At 69.8% G+C, this 17,352-nt stretch carries 11 protein-coding genes and 1 other RNA gene; 9 read left to right on the top strand and 3 right to left on the bottom strand.

The window, feature by feature from the left end; all coding sequences use genetic code 11:
* Positions 1-384: 384 nt before the first annotated feature.
* From F6X51_RS21000 to F6X51_RS20990, 3 genes are read left to right on the top strand one after another with little or no spacing between them, the layout of a single operon-like run.
* A complete protein-coding gene (locus F6X51_RS21000) occupies positions 385-1,083 on the top strand; it encodes a response regulator transcription factor (protein ID WP_150965631.1) in 699 nt (232 codons plus the stop codon).
* Complete coding sequence (locus F6X51_RS20995) at positions 1,080-2,519, top strand: HAMP domain-containing sensor histidine kinase (RefSeq protein WP_150965630.1); 1,440 nt, start codon at positions 1,080-1,082, stop codon at positions 2,517-2,519. The genes F6X51_RS21000 and F6X51_RS20995 overlap by 4 nt, the downstream gene beginning before the upstream one ends.
* On the top strand, positions 2,516-5,431 hold the full coding sequence (locus F6X51_RS20990; RefSeq protein ID WP_150965629.1) for a bifunctional [glutamine synthetase] adenylyltransferase/[glutamine synthetase]-adenylyl-L-tyrosine phosphorylase: 2,916 nt from the start codon (positions 2,516-2,518) through the stop codon (positions 5,429-5,431). The genes F6X51_RS20995 and F6X51_RS20990 overlap by 4 nt, the downstream gene beginning before the upstream one ends.
* Positions 5,432-5,458: 27 nt before the next feature.
* On the opposite strand, the gene F6X51_RS20985 is transcribed toward F6X51_RS20990, so the two are convergent.
* A complete protein-coding gene (locus tag F6X51_RS20985) occupies positions 5,459-7,837 on the bottom strand; it encodes a PAS domain-containing sensor histidine kinase (RefSeq protein ID WP_150965628.1) in 2,379 nt (792 codons plus the stop codon).
* Between the two features lie 179 nt (positions 7,838-8,016).
* Positions 8,017-10,668 (bottom strand): aminopeptidase N, encoded by a 2,652-nt coding sequence (gene pepN, locus F6X51_RS20980; protein WP_150965627.1) that lies wholly within the window; start codon positions 10,666-10,668, stop codon positions 8,017-8,019.
* Positions 10,669-10,836: 168 nt separating this feature from the next.
* Between pepN and F6X51_RS20975 the strand changes: the two genes are divergently transcribed.
* Positions 10,837-11,277: a VOC family protein gene (locus F6X51_RS20975; RefSeq protein WP_150965626.1), complete on the top strand. Its 441-nt coding sequence runs from the start codon at positions 10,837-10,839 to the stop codon at positions 11,275-11,277.
* A gap of 42 nt (positions 11,278-11,319) precedes the next feature.
* Here F6X51_RS20975 and F6X51_RS28095 read toward each other — a convergent pair whose 3' ends face one another.
* The gene (locus tag F6X51_RS28095) at positions 11,320-11,493 is read right to left on the bottom strand and encodes a hypothetical protein (protein WP_191970197.1); all 174 of its coding nucleotides are present in this window, start codon (positions 11,491-11,493) and stop codon (positions 11,320-11,322) included.
* A 182-nt stretch (positions 11,494-11,675) separates the two neighbouring features.
* Between F6X51_RS28095 and rnpB the strand changes: the two genes are divergently transcribed.
* The 5 genes from rnpB (at position 11,676) to F6X51_RS20950 (ending at position 17,344) form a co-directional block, all read left to right on the top strand.
* Positions 11,676-12,090: RNase P RNA component class A (gene rnpB, locus F6X51_RS20970), an RNA gene on the top strand.
* A 406-nt stretch (positions 12,091-12,496) separates the two neighbouring features.
* Entirely contained in the window at positions 12,497-13,549 is a 1,053-nt protein-coding gene (rsmH, locus tag F6X51_RS20965) for a 16S rRNA (cytosine(1402)-N(4))-methyltransferase RsmH (RefSeq protein ID WP_150965625.1), read from the top strand.
* Positions 13,546-13,959 (top strand): cell division protein FtsL, encoded by a 414-nt coding sequence (ftsL, locus tag F6X51_RS20960; protein ID WP_150965624.1) that lies wholly within the window; start codon positions 13,546-13,548, stop codon positions 13,957-13,959. The genes rsmH and ftsL overlap by 4 nt, the downstream gene beginning before the upstream one ends.
* A 98-nt stretch (positions 13,960-14,057) precedes the next feature.
* Positions 14,058-15,863: a peptidoglycan D,D-transpeptidase FtsI family protein gene (locus tag F6X51_RS20955; RefSeq protein WP_407658658.1), complete on the top strand. Its 1,806-nt coding sequence runs from the start codon at positions 14,058-14,060 to the stop codon at positions 15,861-15,863.
* Positions 15,860-17,344 carry a UDP-N-acetylmuramoyl-L-alanyl-D-glutamate--2,6-diaminopimelate ligase gene (locus F6X51_RS20950; RefSeq protein WP_150965623.1) on the top strand — a complete coding sequence of 495 codons (1,485 nt, stop codon included), beginning with the start codon at positions 15,860-15,862 and terminating at the stop codon, positions 17,342-17,344. Before F6X51_RS20955 ends, F6X51_RS20950 begins: the two co-directional genes overlap by 4 nt.
* The last annotated feature ends 8 nt before the right edge of the window (positions 17,345-17,352 follow it).

The raw sequence follows: 17,352 nt of genomic DNA, 5'->3' as shown, positions 1-17,352 counted from the left end.
CGATCCGAGAAGGATCGACACGATCCGAGAAGGATCGACACGATCCGAGAAGGATCGACACGATCCGAGAAGGATCGACACGATCCGAAAAGGATCGACACGATCCGAAAAGGATCGACACGATCCTGTCGGATCGACACGAAAGGCCGCTGCCGCACGGGGCGGCCTTTCGTCGTTTGCGGGTGCGTCCAACCCTGACCAAACCATCCTGCGCTCGCCCTGGCGGCACATTGGACCGGCGCTGATACTCAGCCCTGCCGCTTTCGTGTGATGGAACGCCGTTCCGAAAGGATGCGCCGGCCCATCGTACCGATCCTGCCACGGGGAGAGGGACGCGTGAGCGAACCATTTCCTACCGGCACGGCGCGCCCTATTGAAGCTCTCATGCGCCTGCTCATCATCGAGGACGACCGCGACGCGGCCTCCTATCTGGTCAAGGCCTTTCGAGAGGCCGGACACGTCGCCGATCAGGCCCTCGATGGTCTCGACGGCTACGCCCTTGCCCGCGAGGGCGCCTACGACGTGCTCATCGTCGACCGGATGCTGCCGAAGCTTGACGGGCTGTCGCTGATCCGCTCCCTGCGCGAGCAGGAGGTGGCGACCCCCGTGCTCATCCTCTCCGCCCTCGGCCAGGTCGACGACCGTGTGAAGGGCTTGCGGGCCGGCGGTGACGACTACCTGCCGAAGCCCTACGCCTTCTCGGAACTCCTCGCCCGCACGGAGGTGCTCGCCCGCCGCGGCGCGACGGCGTCCGGGACCACCGAGGCGACCGCCTACCGGGTCGGGGATCTGGAACTCGACCGCCTGTCCCACCGGGTCACCCGCTCCGGCCGCGAGATCCCGCTGCAGCCCCGCGAATTCCGCCTCCTCGAATACCTGATGCGTCATGCCGGCCAGGTTGTGACCCGAACCATGCTGCTCGAACATGTCTGGGATTATCATTTCGATCCGCAGACCAACGTCATCGACGTCCATGTCTCACGGCTGCGCGCCAAGATCGACAAGGGCTTCGACGGACCGATGATCCACACGATCCGGGGCGCCGGCTACATGGTGCGGGCCGACGACGGCCGGACCCCGTGAGCGCGGCGTTTCCGGCGGCTGTCCCGGAGGGCCGGCTCGGCCGCCTCGGCAAGCTGTTCCGCACCACGGCGTTCAAGCTCTCCCTCGCCTATCTCGTCGTCTTCGCGGCGTTCGCGTTCTTCGCCCTCGGGTACGTCGCCTGGAGCGCCCGCAGCGTCCTCGACGACCAGATCGTCTCGACCATCGACGCGGAGATCAACGGTCTGTCCGAGCAGTACAATGCCGGGGGCCTGCGCCGCCTCATCTCGGTGGTGGAGCGCCGCTCGCGCGAGCCCGGAGCCTCGCTCTACCTCGTCACCACCGCAGCCGGCGAGCACGTGGTCGGCAATGTCGGCGAGGTCCCGGCGCGCCTGCTCTCCACACCGGGCCAGGCCGAGACCGTCTACAGCCGTGGCGGCGAGACGGGGGGCTACGAGCACCGCGCCCTCGTGCGCATCTTCACCCTGCCCGGCGGCTTCCGACTCCTCGTCGGACGCGACGTCGAGGAGCGCGACCGGCTGCGCGCCGTGATCAGCCGCACCTTCGTCTCCTCCCTGGCCCTCGTGGTGACGCTCGGCGTCGTCGGGGGCGGGTTCGTGGCGCGGAGCGTCCTGAAGCGCGTCGACGACATGACGGAGACCACCCGCACCATCATGGCGGGCGATCTCGACGGACGCCTGACCGTCTCGGGCAACGGCGACGAACTCGACCGCCTCGCCCAGAACCTCAACGCCATGCTGGAACGCATCGGCGAGCTGATGCGCGGCATGCGCGAGGTCTCCGACAACATCGCCCACGATCTGAAGACGCCGCTCACCCGCCTCCGCAACCGGGCCGACGAGGCCCTGCGCCACGCCGAATCGCCGGGCACCCTGCGGAGCGCGATGGAATCGGTGATCGAAGAGAGCGACGGATTGATCCGCGTGTTCAACGCGCTCCTGATGATCGCACGGCTCGAGGCGGGCAATGCCCGCGAGATCATGGCCCCCTTCGATGCCGGGCTCGTCGCCACGGAAGTCGGGGAACTCTACGAGGCCCTCGCGGAGGAGCGGGGCCTGCATCTCGACCTGAGCACCGAGCGCAATCTCGTCATCCTGGGAAGCCGCGAGCTGATCGGACAGGCCCTCGCCAATCTGATCGACAACGCCATCAAGTACGGGAGCGTCGAGGGCGGTGCGGGGGCGCGCATCACCCTGGAGGCCCGCCGCGTCGGCGCCGAGGTCGTCCTCAGCGTCGGCGATCACGGCCCTGGAATCCCCGAGGAGGCGCGGGGACGGGTCCTCGACCGGTTCGTGCGCCTGGAGGATGCCCGCTCGCGGCCCGGCTTCGGCCTTGGTCTCAGCCTCGTCAACGCCGTGGTGCGGTTGCACCAAGGGACGCTCGCGCTCCTCGAGAATGCACCGGGCCTGCGCGTTGTGGTAACCCTGCCTGCCCATAGCGAGGGCGAACGGACATGAGCGACGGCTCCACCCTGCATGCGCGGTTGACGGCGGCACCGCCCCTCTCGGATCCCGCGGGCGCCGAGGCCCGGCTCGCGGATATCGCGGGGGCGCTCCCGAAATCCCTGCTTGCCGGGCCGATGCGGGCGCTTCTCCTCGGGCTCGCCGATCATTCCCCCTTCCTGTGGCACCTCGTGAGCCGCGACCCCGAACGGATCGTCCGGCTCGCCGAGCGCGCGCCGGAGGCGGCGAGCGCGGCGATCATCGCGGACCAGCGCGCAGCTGGACGCCCGGAACCGGGAGTGGCGCTCGATCTCGAGGCCGTCGGACGGCGCCTGCGCCACAACCGTGCGGAGCATGCACTCCTCGTGGCGCTCGCCGATATCGGCGGGCTCTGGCCGCTCGCCACCGTGACGCGGTCGCTCTCGGACTTCGCCGACGCCTCGGTCTCGGCCGCCATCGACGCGATGCTCCGCCAGGCCGAGGATCTCGGACGCTTTCGACCTGCGGATTCCGAGGTGTCTCAGGAAGGATCCGGGCTTGTGGTCCTCGGGCTCGGCAAGCTCGGCGCGCACGAGTTGAACTATTCGAGTGACATCGACTTGGTGATCTTCTTCGATCCCGAGGTCGCGCCTCTGAAGGAGGGCTTGGAGCCCATCCCCTTCTTCAGCCGCCTCGCCCAGGGTGTGGCGAAGCTCCTGCAGGAGCGGAGTGCGGAGGGCTACGTCCACCGGGTCGATTATCGGCTCCGGCCCGACCCGGGCTCGACCCCGACCGCGATGACACTCAACTCCGCCTACACCTATTACGAGACGCTGGGGCAGAACTGGGAACGGGCCGCTTTCATCAAGGCGCGTCCCATCGCGGGCGACATTCCAGCGGGTGAGCGCTTCCTGGCGGAGCTGCGGCCCTTCATCTGGCGCAAGTATTTCGATTTCGCCTCGATCGCCGACGTGCATGCCATGAAGCGGCAGATCCACGCCGTGCGGGGGCACGACACCATCGCGGTGGCCGGCCACGACATCAAGCTCGGGCGCGGGGGTATCCGCGAGATCGAGTTCTTCGTCCAGACGCAGCAGCTCGTCTTCGGCGGCCGGCGCCCGGCTCTGCGCGGCCGCCGCACGATCGAGATGCTCGCGAGCCTGACCGACGAGGGCTGGATCGACGCCGATGCCCGCGATGCTCTCACGGCGGCCTACGACTTCCTGCGCACGGTCGAGCACCGCCTGCAGATGGTCCGCGATGAGCAGACGCAGCGCCTGCCGGCCGAGACTGCCGAGCTGGAGAGCTTCGCGCGCTTCGCAGGCTTCGCGGGGCTCCCCGCATTCGAGGCCGCGCTGCTGCAGCATGCCCGGGCCGTGCAGGCCCGCTACGCCCTGCTGTTCGAGGCGGAGCCCGATCTCTCCGCGGAGATGGGCGACCTCGTCTTCAGCGGTGCGGGCGACGATCCCGCGACCCTCAGGACCCTGCAGCAGCTCGGTTTCCGTGAGGCGGAGCGGGCGGTCGAGACCGTGCGCGGCTGGCATTTCGGGCGACGCCCGGCCGTGCGCAGCCCGCGCGCGCGCGAAGTTCTCACCGAACTCGTCCCGGCCCTGATGCAGGCGCTCGGCGGCACGCCGGATCCCGATGCCGCCCTCGACGCCCTCGATCGGGCCTTCGGACGGATGCCGGCGGCGGTCGAACTCCTGACGATCCTGCGCTCGCACGAGCGGCTGCGGCTGCTCTTTGCGGATCTGCTCGGGACCGCGCCGCGCCTGGCCGACACGGTGGCGTTCAGTCCCCACGTCCTCGATGCGGTGATCGACCCCGGCTTCGTCGCTCCCACGACCGACGCGGGCCAACTCGCCGAACAATATCGCGGGCTCGTCGGGACACCCGCCAACCACGAGGATTTTCTGGATCGCAGCCGCGACGCGGCCAGGCAGATGCGCTTCGTCACCGGCGCACGGCTCCTGTCCGGCATCCTGCCGCCGAGCGGCGCGGGCCAGGCCTTCGCGGGCATCGCCGCGGCCGCCGTGACCACCTCGCTGGAGGCGGTCTCGCGGACCTTCACCGCCGAACACGGGACGGTGCCGGGCGGGTGCATCGTGGTGCTCGGGCTCGGCCGGCTCGGTTCGCGCCAGCTCACCGCCGAGTCGGACCTCGACCTCGTCGTGCTCTACGATTTCGATCCCGAGAACCGCACCAGCACCGGCCCGAAGGCTCTCGATGCCGGGGTCGCCTACAACCGGCTGACGCAGCGCCTCGTGGCGGCCCTGACCGCGCCGACCCGGCGCGGCGGCCTCTACGAGGTGGACCTGCGCCTGCGCCCGGGGGGCGGCCAGGGCATGATCGCCACACAATTCCGCAGCTTCCGGACCTATCTCCGCGAGGAGGCCGAACTGTGGGAGCTCATGGCACTGACCCGGGCCCGCGTGATCTCAGGGGATGCCGGCCTCGCCGTCGCGGTGTCGGACGCGATCCGTACAGTGCTCTGCGCGCCCCGCACGCCGAAGGTCGTCCACCGCGCGGTGCGCGCAATGCGCGACCTCGTCGCGCGAGAGAAGGGGGATGGTGGCGACCTCGACCTGAAGCTGGCACCCGGAGGATTGCTGGACCTCGACTTCCTGGCGCAGGCCATCGTGCTCGGGCGGGCCGGGCAGCATCCCGAACTCGTGGGGCTCGACGCGCCGGCGCTCTTCGCGGCGGCCGCCGGCCATGGATGGCTTTCCGATCCGGCGGCCCGTCAGCTCGCGGAGGCCTATCGCCTGTTCGACGACGTACATCATTGGCAGCGCCTGATGGTCGAGGGAGAGCCGGCCGAGGCCTCGCCGGTCGCGCTGGCGCGCCTCGCCGCGGCATCGGGCCTGCCGGATGCGCGCGCACTCACGGCCCAGATCGCGACCGAGCGCGGCCAAGTCAGGGCGATCTTCGAGCGCATCCTGTCCTGATCCGACGCGCGGCAGCGGGGCCGGTGATCACACCACGGCGGGCTGGAGCGATGCCGCCCGCAGACTCGCACCCGCCGCCTCGCGGAGCGCAGCCACGGTCTGCTGCGAGGCCTCGTCCACCGCGAGTTCCGCGAGGCGGTCGGCCGTAGGCTTGGGCAGGCGCACCAGGACGACGGTGCCCAGGCCCTCCTCGGATCGGATACGCAGGGCACCCCCGTGCAGCTCCGCCATCGATCGGGCTATGGCGAGGCCGAGACCCGAGCCCTTGTAGCAGCGGGTGAGGTTGGTCTCGACCTGGGCGAAGGGAGCCCCGAGCTTCGGCAGGGCGTCCTTCGGGATGCCGATGCCGCTATCCTCGATGAAAAGATGCAGCTGATCACCCGCTGAGCGCGCGCGGATCATGACGCGTCCGTCGGTGGGCGTGAATTTCACGGCGTTCTGCATCAGGTTCACGAGGATCTGGTGCAGGGCGCGCTCGTCGGCGAGGACGGTGAGGCTCGGGCTGAGATCGACCGTGACGGCGAGCGACTTCGCCCGCGCCGCCTCCGTGACGAGCTTGAGGGCGCTCGCGACCGCGCTCTCCAGGGAAAGCTCGCGGCGGACCAGCCGCACCCGCTGCGCCTCGATCCGGGACATGTTCAGGATGTCGTCGATGACGGACAGCAGGTAGTTGCCGCTCGCACGGATATCCCGGCAGTAATCGCCGTAGCGCGGCGATCCGAGGGCTCCGTAGACTTCGCTCTCCATCAGCTCGGCAAAGCCGATGATCGCGTTAAGCGGCGTGCGCAGTTCGTGGCTCATATTGGCCAGGAACTCGGACTTCGCCTGATTGGCGCTCTCGGCCGCAGCCTTCTGGTCGAGGTAGCGCTCGGCAAGGTCCGCGAGCTGCTGGGTCTGAAGTTCGAGGGTCCGGCGCGAGCGCTTGAGGTCCTTGACGGTCTCGATCAGCTCGCGCTCGGAGGCGACGAGCTGTTCCTGATGCCGCTTCAGGTTCGTGATGTCGGTTCCCACCGAGACGTAGCCGCCATCCTTGGTGCGTCGCTCGCTGATCTGGAGCCAGCGCCCATCCGTCAGCTCCGCCTCGAAGGTTCGCGAGGTGGCGCCCGCCGGCTCCGTCTCTGGCATCTCCCGGCGGACCCGCGGCAGCACGCCCCGCCCCATGATCTCCCCATAGCGCCGGCCGGATTGCGCATCCTCCGGGCTGAGGGCGTGAAGGTGGCGGAACTTCGAATTGCACAGCACGAGCCTGTTGCTCGTGTCCCAAAGCACGAAGGCCTCGGAGATCGCCTCGACCGCGTCGCGCAGGCGCATGTCGGCGGTGGCGTTCGACTCGACGAGATTGCGCTGCTCCGTGATGTCGACGGCGATCCCGACGAGATGGCGCCCACCATCCGTCGGGTCCGGCACGATCTCGGCGCGGGTGCGCAGCCAGACATAGGCGCCGTCCGCCCGGCGCATCCGGAAGGCGTGGTCGATGGTCGTCTGGTTGGCCGCGAGGCCGCGGGCGAGGCTGTAGAGGTCGCCGTCATCGGGATGGACGAGGGCGTTGACGTCGCCGAAGGAGAGGAATTCCCGCTCGCGGTGATAGCCGAGGAGCGCGTACATCGAGTCCGACCAGTAGATGCGTCCGCGCGGGATGTCCCAGTCCCATAGGCCGCAGCCGCCGCGGCCGAGGGCCGTGTCGAGGCGCTGCTTGATCTGCTCGCAGAGCCGGTCGACCGCGTGCGTCCGCCGTGTCTGCAATCCGTAGGCAACCGCGATCCCGATGATCACGATGCCGGCCGCGCCGAGCAGGATGGCTTGGTGATGCGCCCGCTCGTTCCAGCCCGCCACGATCGGATCGAGGGGTTGGACCACGGCAATCCGCGCCGCATCCCCCGGTAACGCGCGCATGGTCGCGAAGGCCGGCTGGCCATTGGCGAGCGTGAGGCTCATCACGCCGGCACGCTCACCGAGCGTCGAGAGCGCCTGCACCTCGCCGATCACCTGGCTCAGGGTCTCGTAATGGCCGGGAAGGGGAGGGTGGGCGGCGACGATCCGCTCGGACGGGGACACGACGAGGATCTGCCGGCCCGCCTGCAGCGAACCCTCCGGCATCAGGGTGCCGAGGCGCGTGCGCGCGGCATCCTCCGTCAGGGCGATGTTCGGCAGGGCGGCGGCCGTCAGACGCGTGAAGGTCTCGATATCCGCGACGGCCCGGCGGAGCATCTCCTCGCGCTGGGTCTGGAGATACAGGGTGGCGACGCCGCCGAGGCAGGCGAGGAAGGTCGCGAGCAGAGCGGGTACCGCGTACCGAAGCCATGTCTCGGCCCGAACGAAACGCGCATGCGTCGCGTGCGTGGGCCGGTGGATGCCAAGGATCGTATCCGCACGCGCGGAGAGGGAAGCGGAATCCGCCTCCGGCATGACCGAACCTCGTCGCTCTCGTGAATCCTCCGAAGCGGTCAGGCGCGCTCGCTTCGAATCATGGATACATGATCGTCTCGGCGCATGAACTTGTCCACGGCTTTCTCGGGCGGCGCCTTGACAGAAGCGGACTTACGGCCTCGCCCTCTTGGCTCGGCCCGAGTCGAAATTTCCCTCTGTTAAGAAGATGTTAATGATCCGGCAACGGTTCGGTCCACGATGTCGGCGACATCGCGTGAGAGGCCCGGGATCGCCTTGATCCGGGCGAGAATTTCGCCGGCTTTCGAGGATCTTGCGGGTTCCAGCATGCGCCATGAACCGAAATTCGTCAGAAGCTTTGCCGCGATCTGCGGATTGGTCCGGTCGAGCATTTCGACCGTCTCCGCCAGGAGGCCGAAGCCGGCGCCGTCGACGCGGTTGAACTGAGTCGGGTTGGCGAGGCCGAAGCTCCCGATCAGGGCGCGCACGCGGTTCGGATTGGTCATCGAGAAGGCCGGGTGCTCGCGCAGGCGCGCGATCCGCGCGAGGGTGCCGTCCTCGGGGATCGCCGCCTGGATCGCGAACCACTTGTCGAGGACGAGCGGTTCGGCGGCGTAGCGCTCGCCGAAGGCTGTGAGGGCGGTTTCGCGCGTCTCGCCGGGGATCAACGAGAGGATCCCGAGCGCGGCCAGACGGTCGGTCATGTTGCTGGCGTCCTCGATCTGCGCAGCTGCGAGCTCCGCCCCGCGGGCTGGATCGGCCGCAGCGATCAGGTCGAGGGCGGCGTTGCGGAGCGTGCGTCGTCCGGCCGAGGCGGCATCCGGGCTGAAGGGCGTTCCGGGCGCCTCGGCGAGGTCGGCGCGCAGACGGCTCAGACGCTCGCCGAGGGCGTGACCCAGATGACGGCGCAGGCTCTGCCGGGCGCGGTGGATGGCGTCGGGATCGATGTCGCTGCCAATCTCGTTGGCGACATCGCCTTCCCCGGGCAGGCCGAGCACCAGGGCCGCGAAGGCCGGATCGGCCAGCGCCTCCGCATCGAGGAAGGCCGCGAGCGCCTCGGCATAGGCCTGCGCCGCCGGTCCCGCATCGTCCGTCTCCGGGGCGCGGGCGGTGCCGCGGTCGATCAGGAGGCGCATCGCGATGCTCTGGGCCGCCTGCCAACGGTTGAAGGCGTCGGTGTCGTGGCGCAGGAGCGTCAGCCGCTCGGCATCGCTCAGGGCCATCTCGACCCGCACGGGGGCCGAGAAGCCGCGAAACAGGGACGGCACCGGCGCCTCGGACACCTCCGTGAAGGTGAGGCGCGCGACGGCCGCGTCGAGCACGAAGACGCCATCGCGGATGTCGGCGCAACGCGCTCCCGCGAGCGGGCCGGAGGGCCCGACGAGGCCGACGGCGACCGGAATGACGAAGGGCGGCGCCGCGCCCCGCAGGGACTGGCGAAGAGTCAGGCTATAGCGCCGGGCCGCCGCATCATACGCGCCCTCGACATCGACGCGGGGCGTGCCCGGCCATTCGTACCATTGCGCGAAGGCCGTGAGGTCGCGCCCGCTCTCCGCCGCGAAGGCGTCGAGAAAATCCTCGACGGTCGCGGCGCGGCCATCGTTCCGCGCGTAGTACCGGTCCATTCCGGCGCGAAACGGCGCCTCTCCGACCAGGGTGCGCAGCATCCGGACGATCTCGGCCCCCTTCTCGTAGACCGTCGCCGTGTAGAAGTTGTTGATCTCCGCATAGGCGCGCGGTCGTACCGGATGGGCGAGGGGGCCGGCATCCTCCGGGAACTGGCGAGCCCGCAGGGTGCGCACCTCGCCGATGCGGTGAACGGCGCGCGAGCGCATGTCCGAGGAGAATTCCTGGTCGCGGAAGACCGTGAGGCCTTCCTTCAGGCAGAGCTGGAACCAGTCGCGGCAGGTCACGCGGTTGCCCGACCAATTGTGGAAATACTCATGGGCGATGATCGCCTCGATGTTGGCGTAATCCTGGTCGGTCGCGGTCTCGGGACTCGCCAGGACGTATTTGTCGTTGAAGATGTTGAGGCCCTTGTTCTCCATCGCGCCCATGTTGAAGTCGGAGACGGCCACGACGTTGAACACATCGAGGTCGTAGGCGCGGCCGAAGGCTTCCTCGTCCCACCGCATCGAGCGGAGGACGGCGTCGAGGGCGTAGGCCGCCCGGGGGGCTTTGCCGGGCTCGACGAAGACCGCCACCTCGACGTCGCGCCCTTCCATCGTGGTGAACCGGGTCGCAACCTTGTCGAGCCGACCGCCGACGAGGGCGAAGAGGTAGGCGGGCTTCGGGTGCGGATCGTGCCAGACCGCGTAGTGGCGCCCTTCGCCGGCCTCGCCCGCCTCCACGGGGTTTCCGTTGCCGAGCAGCACCGGGGCCGCCGCGCGCTCCGCCTCGATCCGCGTGGTGTAGACCGACAGCACGTCCGGCCGATCGAGGAAGTAGGTGATGCGCCGGAAACCATCCGCCTCGCATTGGGTGCAGTAGACACCGCTCGAGCGGTAGAGGCCCATCAGCTTGGTGTTGGCGGTCGGGTCGACCTGCGTCTCGATGCGCAGGGTGAAAGGCCGCGTCGGCGGACGATGCAGTGTGAGACCGGAGGGCGTCGCCAGGTAGGCGTCGGCCGGCAGGGTCTGGCCGTCGAGATCGAGGGCCAGCAGGGTCACGTCGTCGCCGTCGAGCACGAGGGGTGCCCCCGGCTCGCCCGCCGGGTTGGGGCGCAGTGCGAGCACGGCGGTGATCCGGGTCTCGTGGGGCGCGAGGCGCACATCGAGGTCGACCCGGTCGATCAGGTGATCGCTCGGGCGATAATCCTCCAGGCGGATCGTCGGGGGCGTCTCGGTGCGCATGGGGCCTCTCGCCGGGATAGATCGGGGATCCGCCCGCGTTCTAACCCGGGCGGGCTTCGGTGCAATGCGGGCCCGTGGAGGAAGCCTGCAAAGCCCCGGCCGGGATACCGGCGTTGACGCCACGGGATACCGGGCCAGATAGGGCGCATCACCGGAGATGGATGCCCCATGGAATACCTGCACACGATGGTCCGCGTGGCGGATCTCGACCGCGCGCTCGCCTTCTACGTCGGCACGTTCGGGCTCCGGGAGGTCCGCCGCGTCGAGAATGAGAAGGGCCGCTTCACCCTCGTGTTCCTCGCGGCTCCGGGCGACGTGGCGCGGGCCGAGTCCACGAAGTCGCCCCTCGTCGAGCTGACCTACAACTGGGATCCCGAGGAATACGCGGGCGGGCGCAATTTCGGCCACCTCGCCTATCAGGTCGACGACATCTACGCCTTCTGCCAGCGGCTGAAGGATGCGGGCGTCACCATCCACCGGCCGCCGCGCGACGGTCACATGGCCTTCGTCAAATCGCCGGACGGCATCTCCATCGAAATCCTGCAGAAGGGTGGCGCGAAGGCGCCGCAGGAGCCCTGGGTCTCGATGGAGAATACCGGGACCTGGTGAGGACTCGCGGGGCTGAGAGGGCCCCGCGGACGTCTGCGCCGCTCAGGCGCCGGTATCGACGGCCGGCGTGATGCCGAGTTCTGCGAGCTTGGCCGAGACGGCCTCGACCGGCCGCTTGAGCTTGAGGCTGATCACCGAGACCGGGATGCGCTCTCGGGCCATCTCGGTCAGGGCCTGGACGGATTCGAGCGTCCAGGTCGTATCGTCCATCGCCATGGTCGTCTCCTCTCTGGTGAGAGCGTCCTGGTCGCGAAGGCCGACCGGACCCTCGACGAGGCAGCTAGGGCTAGGGCCGCGCGGCTGCAACCGCAGGGTTAAAATCCAGGCATGCCCGCGGGGCGGGCAGCGCCACGGTCCGCTTGACCCCACGGGCCGGACCGCGCACACCCCCGGCCGGATCAGTCGGCCGGGCGGCCGCTCCGGACCCCGCGTCCGGGGAGGAAAGTCCGGGCTCCATGGAGAGACGGTGCCGGATAACGTCCGGCGGGGGCGACCCCAGGGACAGTGCCACAGAGAGCAGACCGCCCCGAACGCAGGTTTCCTGCGCTCGGGGTGAGGGTGAAAGGGTGCGGTAAGAGCGCACCGCGGACGCGGCAACGCGGACGGCACGGCAAACCCCACCGGGAGCAAAACCGAATAGGGGCGACACGCCCGTTCCCGCGAGGGCGCGGGCAGGCCCACTCTCCAGGCTCGTCGCCCGGGTTGGTTGCTCGAGGCGGTCGGCAACGATCGTCCCAGAGGAATGGCCGCCACGTTCGGGTGCCGCAAGGCGCCCGGGCCCTACAGAACCCGGCTTACAGGCCGGCTGATCCGCTCGTGCCGGCGCCCGGGGTCCCGGGCCCGATCGGATTGCGCGCTCAACGACATGGCACCGCTTTCCCGCGGTTCGCGCAGGCAACAATTCAGGCGGTCACTTACGCTCGGTTAACCTTGCTGAGGTCTGATCTGCGACGTCCGGCACCGTGCGGCCGTGCGCGTTGACGACCTTCAGAGGCCCATGTTACCCGCCATCATCCCGTCAACGGCGATTTTCGGATCGGCGGACGCTCCCCACAACCGTTGGGTGTTCGTCCGGGCGCGGGCCTGTGGCCGCTGCGCATCCGGGGCCGCCCCTTCGTCCGGGTTCGCGGCAGCGCGGATCTCCGGCACCGCAGGCAAGCATGAGCCGACTCGTTCCCGACGCCGCCGTCCGGATTCCGTTCAGCGCCGTGAGGGCGCGATGAGCCGGCCCCCCGGAGGCAGTGCCGCCCCCCGCACCGGTGCCCCCCACATCCCCGTTCTGCTCGAGCCGGTTCTGGCGGCGCTGGCGGTCCGAGGTCCCGGCCTCGCCGTCGACGGCACGTTCGGCGCTGGCGGCTACACGAGCGCGATCCTGGCGGCCGATCCCGAAATCGAGGTTCTGGCGATCGACCGCGATCCCGGCGCCATCGCGGCGGGCAGCGATCTCGTTGCGGAGGCACAGGGACGGCTGAGGCTGGTGGCCGGCCGCTTCGGCGATCTCGATGCGATCGTGACGGCGGCCGGAGCCACCGGTGCCGATCAGGTCGTGCTCGATATCGGCGTGTCCTCGATGCAGATCGATCAGGCCGAGCGCGGCTTCTCCTTCCGCCAGGACGGTCCCCTCGACATGCGCATGGAGCGGGCCGGCCCGAGCGCCGCGGACTTGGTCAACGGGGCCGAGGAGGGGGCGCTCGCCGACATCATCTTCCATTACGGCGAGGAACGCCGCTCGCGGGCCGTCGCCCGGGCGATTCTGGAGGCGCGTCGCCGGGGCCGGATCGAGACCACGGGGCAGCTCGCCGAGATCGTGGCGGGCGTCGTGCGCGTCGATCCTGCGAGCGGGATCCACCCCGCGACGCGCACCTTCCAGGGCTTGCGCATCGCCGTGAACGACGAGCTCGGCGAGCTGGTGCGGGCCCTTCACGCGGCCGAGCGCATCCTGCGGCCCGGCGGGCGCCTCGCGGTCGTCACCTTCCATTCCCTCGAGGACCGCATCGTCAAGCAGTTCTTCTCGGCGCGCAGCGGTCGCGCCGTGCAGGCCTCGCGTCACCTTCCGAGCGTCGAGCGCCCGGCGCCGAAGAGCTTCCAGCCGGTGACCAAGGGCCCGGTGCTGCCCTCGCAGGCCGAGACGGCCACCAATCCCCGTGCGCGCTCGGCCAAGCTCCGGGCCGCGCAGCGCACGGATTCCCCGGCGCCCGAGCCGCTCGCGGCCATCGAGATGCTCGCGAGCCTCCCCGAGACATCCCCCTCGCGTGGAGGGTCGCGCCGGTGATCAGACTCCTCAACCTCCTCGCCGTCCTCGGGCTCGTCGCCTCGGCGGTCTACGCCTACTCGATCAAGTACGACACGCTCTATCAGGCCGGTCAGGTGTCGAAGCTGAAGAGCGGCCTCCACAAGGAGCGCCAGGCGATCGCGGTGCTGCGCGCCGAGTGGCAGCTCCTGACGCGGCCGGACCGGCTGCAGGCTGCGGTGGAAAAGCACCTGGCCCTCGAGCTGATCGGGACCGAGCACCTCGCCCGCCTCTCCGACCTGCCGCCCCGGCCCGAGCGCGGCGACGAGATCGGCCGGCTTCTCGCCGCGACGGCGACGCCGAAGGAGAAGCCGGGGCCGCTCGAGCCTCGCACCACCGGCTCGATTCCCCGCACCACCACGACCCGAACACCGACCACGGCTTCGAGGTAGTTCCCGTGTCCGAAGACGCATCACATCCGCGCGGCCCCGACGGCGATACCGTGCTCGAAGACCCGGTTGCCGGCGCCGAGGAACAGGAGACCCCGTCCCTGCACGCGCTGCGCGACGGGGCCGGTCCGACCGAGGCTGCGCCCTATCCGGTCGCGCCCCGCGAGAACCGATTGGCCGGTCTGGTGCGGTCCATGTTCCGCCTCGCGATCGAGCGGTCCTATACCCGCGTCGGTCTCGTCGGCCTCGCCTTCGCGGCGGTCTTCGGCACGATCAGCGTGCGCCTCCTGATGATGGCGGCCTTCGGCGAGCCTCCGAGCCAGGAGCATCGGGTGGCGGCCGCCGCCACGACGGCGATCCGTCCCGATATCGTCGACCGCAACGGCGAGATCCTGGCCACCGACATCCGCACGGTCTCGGTCTTCGCCGAGCCCGGGAACATCTACGACATCGACGAGGCGGTGGAGCTCCTCACGGCCGTGCTGCCGGAGCTGAACGCGACCGATCTGCGCAAGAAGCTGGCCTCCCGCAAGGACCGGAAGGGCGCGGGCTTCGTCTGGGTCAAGCGCGAGATCACCCCGAAGCAGCAGGCCGAGGTGCACCGCCTCGGTATCCCGGGCATCGGCTTCCTGCCTGATCACAAGCGGGTGTACCCGAACGGCACCGCGGCCGCCCACATCCTCGGCGTGACGAATCTCGACAACGTCGGCATCGCGGGCATCGAGAAGTACATCGACAACCAGGGCGTGAAGGCGCTCAACGAGTTCGGCATCGTCGCCAAGCAGACTGACCTCAAGCCGGTGCAGCTCTCCGTCGATCTGCGCGCGCAGTTCGCCGTCCGCGACGAACTCGCCAAGGGCGTCGAGCACTTCAAGGCCAAGGCCGGCGCCTCGATGATCCTCGACGTGCAGTCCGGCGAGGTGATCGCCCTGGTCTCCCTGCCGGATTTCGACCCGAACAACCCGGTCGACGCGCTCTCGGACGACCGGATCAACCGCATGAATGTCGGCGTCTACGAGATGGGCTCGACCTTCAAGGCGATGACCCTCGCCATGGCGCTGGAATCGGGCAAGTACAACGTCAACTCGACTTTCGATACCCGCGGCGGCGTGCTGAACTGGGGCCGGCAGAAGATCCACGAGTATCACGGCACCAACCGCGTCATCACGATGCCGGAGGTGTTCACGCACTCCTCGAACATCGGCTCGGCCAAGATGGCGCTCGGCGTCGGCGTGCCCGGGCACAAGGCCTTCCTGAGGAAGATGGGCCTGCTCGACCGGCTGCGGACCGAACTGCCGGAGAGCGCGGCGCCGATCATCCCGCCGCGCTGGACCGAGATCAACACGATCACGATCGCGTTCGGTCATGGGCTCGCGGTGGCGCCGCTCCAGGCCTCGGCCGCGGTCGCCGCCATCGCGAATGGCGGCTTCCTGATGACGCCGACCTTCCTCAAGACCACGGCCGAGGAGGCGCGGGCGAAGGCCACGCAGGTGCTCAGGTCCGAGACCAGCGAGGCGATGCGCTTCATCATGCGTCTCAACGCGGTCGAGGGCTCGGCCAAGAAGGCCGCCATTCCCTACTACTTCGTCGGTGGCAAGACCGGCACCGCCGAGAAGGTCATCAATGGGCGCTACGTGAAGAACCGCCTGTTCACGACCTTCATGGCGGCGGCTCCCATGGACAAGCCGAAATACCTCTTCGTGACGATCATGGACGAGCCGCAGGGCTTGCCCGAGAGCGGCGGGTACGCCACCGCGGCCTGGAATTCGGGCGTCGTCACGGGCAAGGTGATCGAGCGCGTCACGCCGATCCTCGGCCTGCCGCCCTCTTTCGAGCCGCCGACGAAGCCGTTCCCGCTCATGGTGAAGCTCGGCGCCTATCACGCGAATCAGGTGGGCGGCCCATGATCGCCATCGGCCCGAAACTCCACGCGCTGTTCCCGGAGGCCCGCATCGACGGCACCGGAGACGACGTGGCGGCGGGCCTCACCGCCGATTCGCGTAAGGTCGCCCCGGGCTTCGTCTTCGTGGCGGTGCCGGGCACGCAGGCCGACGGGCGCCGCTTCGCCGCGAAGGCGGTCGCGGCCGGGGCCATCGCGGTGGTCGGCGAGGGCGCGGCGCCGGACGACCTCGACCCGGACGTGCCCTGGATCGCCGTGGACGATGCGCGGCGCGCACTCGCGGTCGCGGCGGCCCGGTTCCACGCGGGCCAGCCCGCGACGGTGGTGGCGGTGACGGGCACGAGCGGCAAGAGCTCGGTCGCGGATTTCGTCCGCCAGATCCTGGCGCGCCTCGGCCGCGAGGCCGCGAGCCTCGGCACGGTCGGCATCGTGACGAATCGCGGCGCCAGCTATGGCTCGCTGACGACGCCCGACCCCGTCACCCTCCACGAGACCCTGGCACGGCTCGCCCGAGACGGCATCACCGATCTCGCGATGGAGGCGTCCTCGCACGGCATCGAGCAGCGCCGACTCGACGGCGTGCACCTGTCGGCCGTCGGGTTCACGAATCTCGGCCGCGACCACCTCGATTATCACGCGACCATCGAGGATTACCTGCAGGCGAAGCTCCGGCTGTTCACGACCCTGGCGCAGCGCGGCACCCCCGCCGTGATCAACGCCGACGGAGCCTACGCCGAACGCGTCATCGCGGCGGCGACGCGTGCCGGCCTCGATCTGCGCACCACCGGTCGGAACGGCACGACGCTCCGGCTCCGCGACGCGCGGACGGACGGATTCGCCCAGGTCCTGCAGCTCGACGGGGCGAGCGGCGCGCACGCGGTGCGCCTTCCCCTCGTCGGCGGGTTTCAGGTCGAGAACGCGCTTCTCGCCGCCGGTCTCGTCCTGGCGACGCCCGCCGGCGCTGCCGATCCCTCCGGCGTCCTCGCCGCTCTCGAGCATCTCACCGGCGTGCCGGGCCGCATGGAGCGGATCGGTGAGGCGAACGGCGCGCTCTGCCTCGTCGACTACGCGCACAAGCCCGAGGCGCTGGAGGGCGTGCTGATGGCGCTCCGACCCTTCGCGACGGGACGGCTCTGCGTCGTCTTCGGCTGCGGCGGCGACCGCGACCGGGGCAAGCGCCCGATCATGGGAGAGATCGCGGCGCGGCTGGCCGACCGCGTCGTCGTCACCGATGACAACCCGCGCAGCGAGGAGCCGGCCGCGATCCGGGCGGCGATCCTCGCGGCCGCACCTGGCGCAACCGAAATCGGCGACCGCGCCGAGGCGATCCGCCGGGCGGTACGCGACCTGCGGCCCGGCGATGTTCTCGTCGTGGCCGGCAAGGGTCATGAAACCGGCCAGATCGTGGGGGATCGCGTGCTTCCCTTCTCGGACCACGAGGTGGTCCGCGCCGCGATCGCGGACCTGCAGGCATGCCCGAACCCATGACCGCATCG

Origin of the sequence: Methylobacterium planeticum (assembly GCF_008806345.1) — a bacterium.
Classification (GTDB): domain Bacteria; phylum Pseudomonadota; class Alphaproteobacteria; order Rhizobiales; family Beijerinckiaceae; genus Methylobacterium; species Methylobacterium planeticum.
Note: the sequence above shows the minus strand (reverse complement) of the source record. Positions and strands in the feature narration are given on the sequence as shown.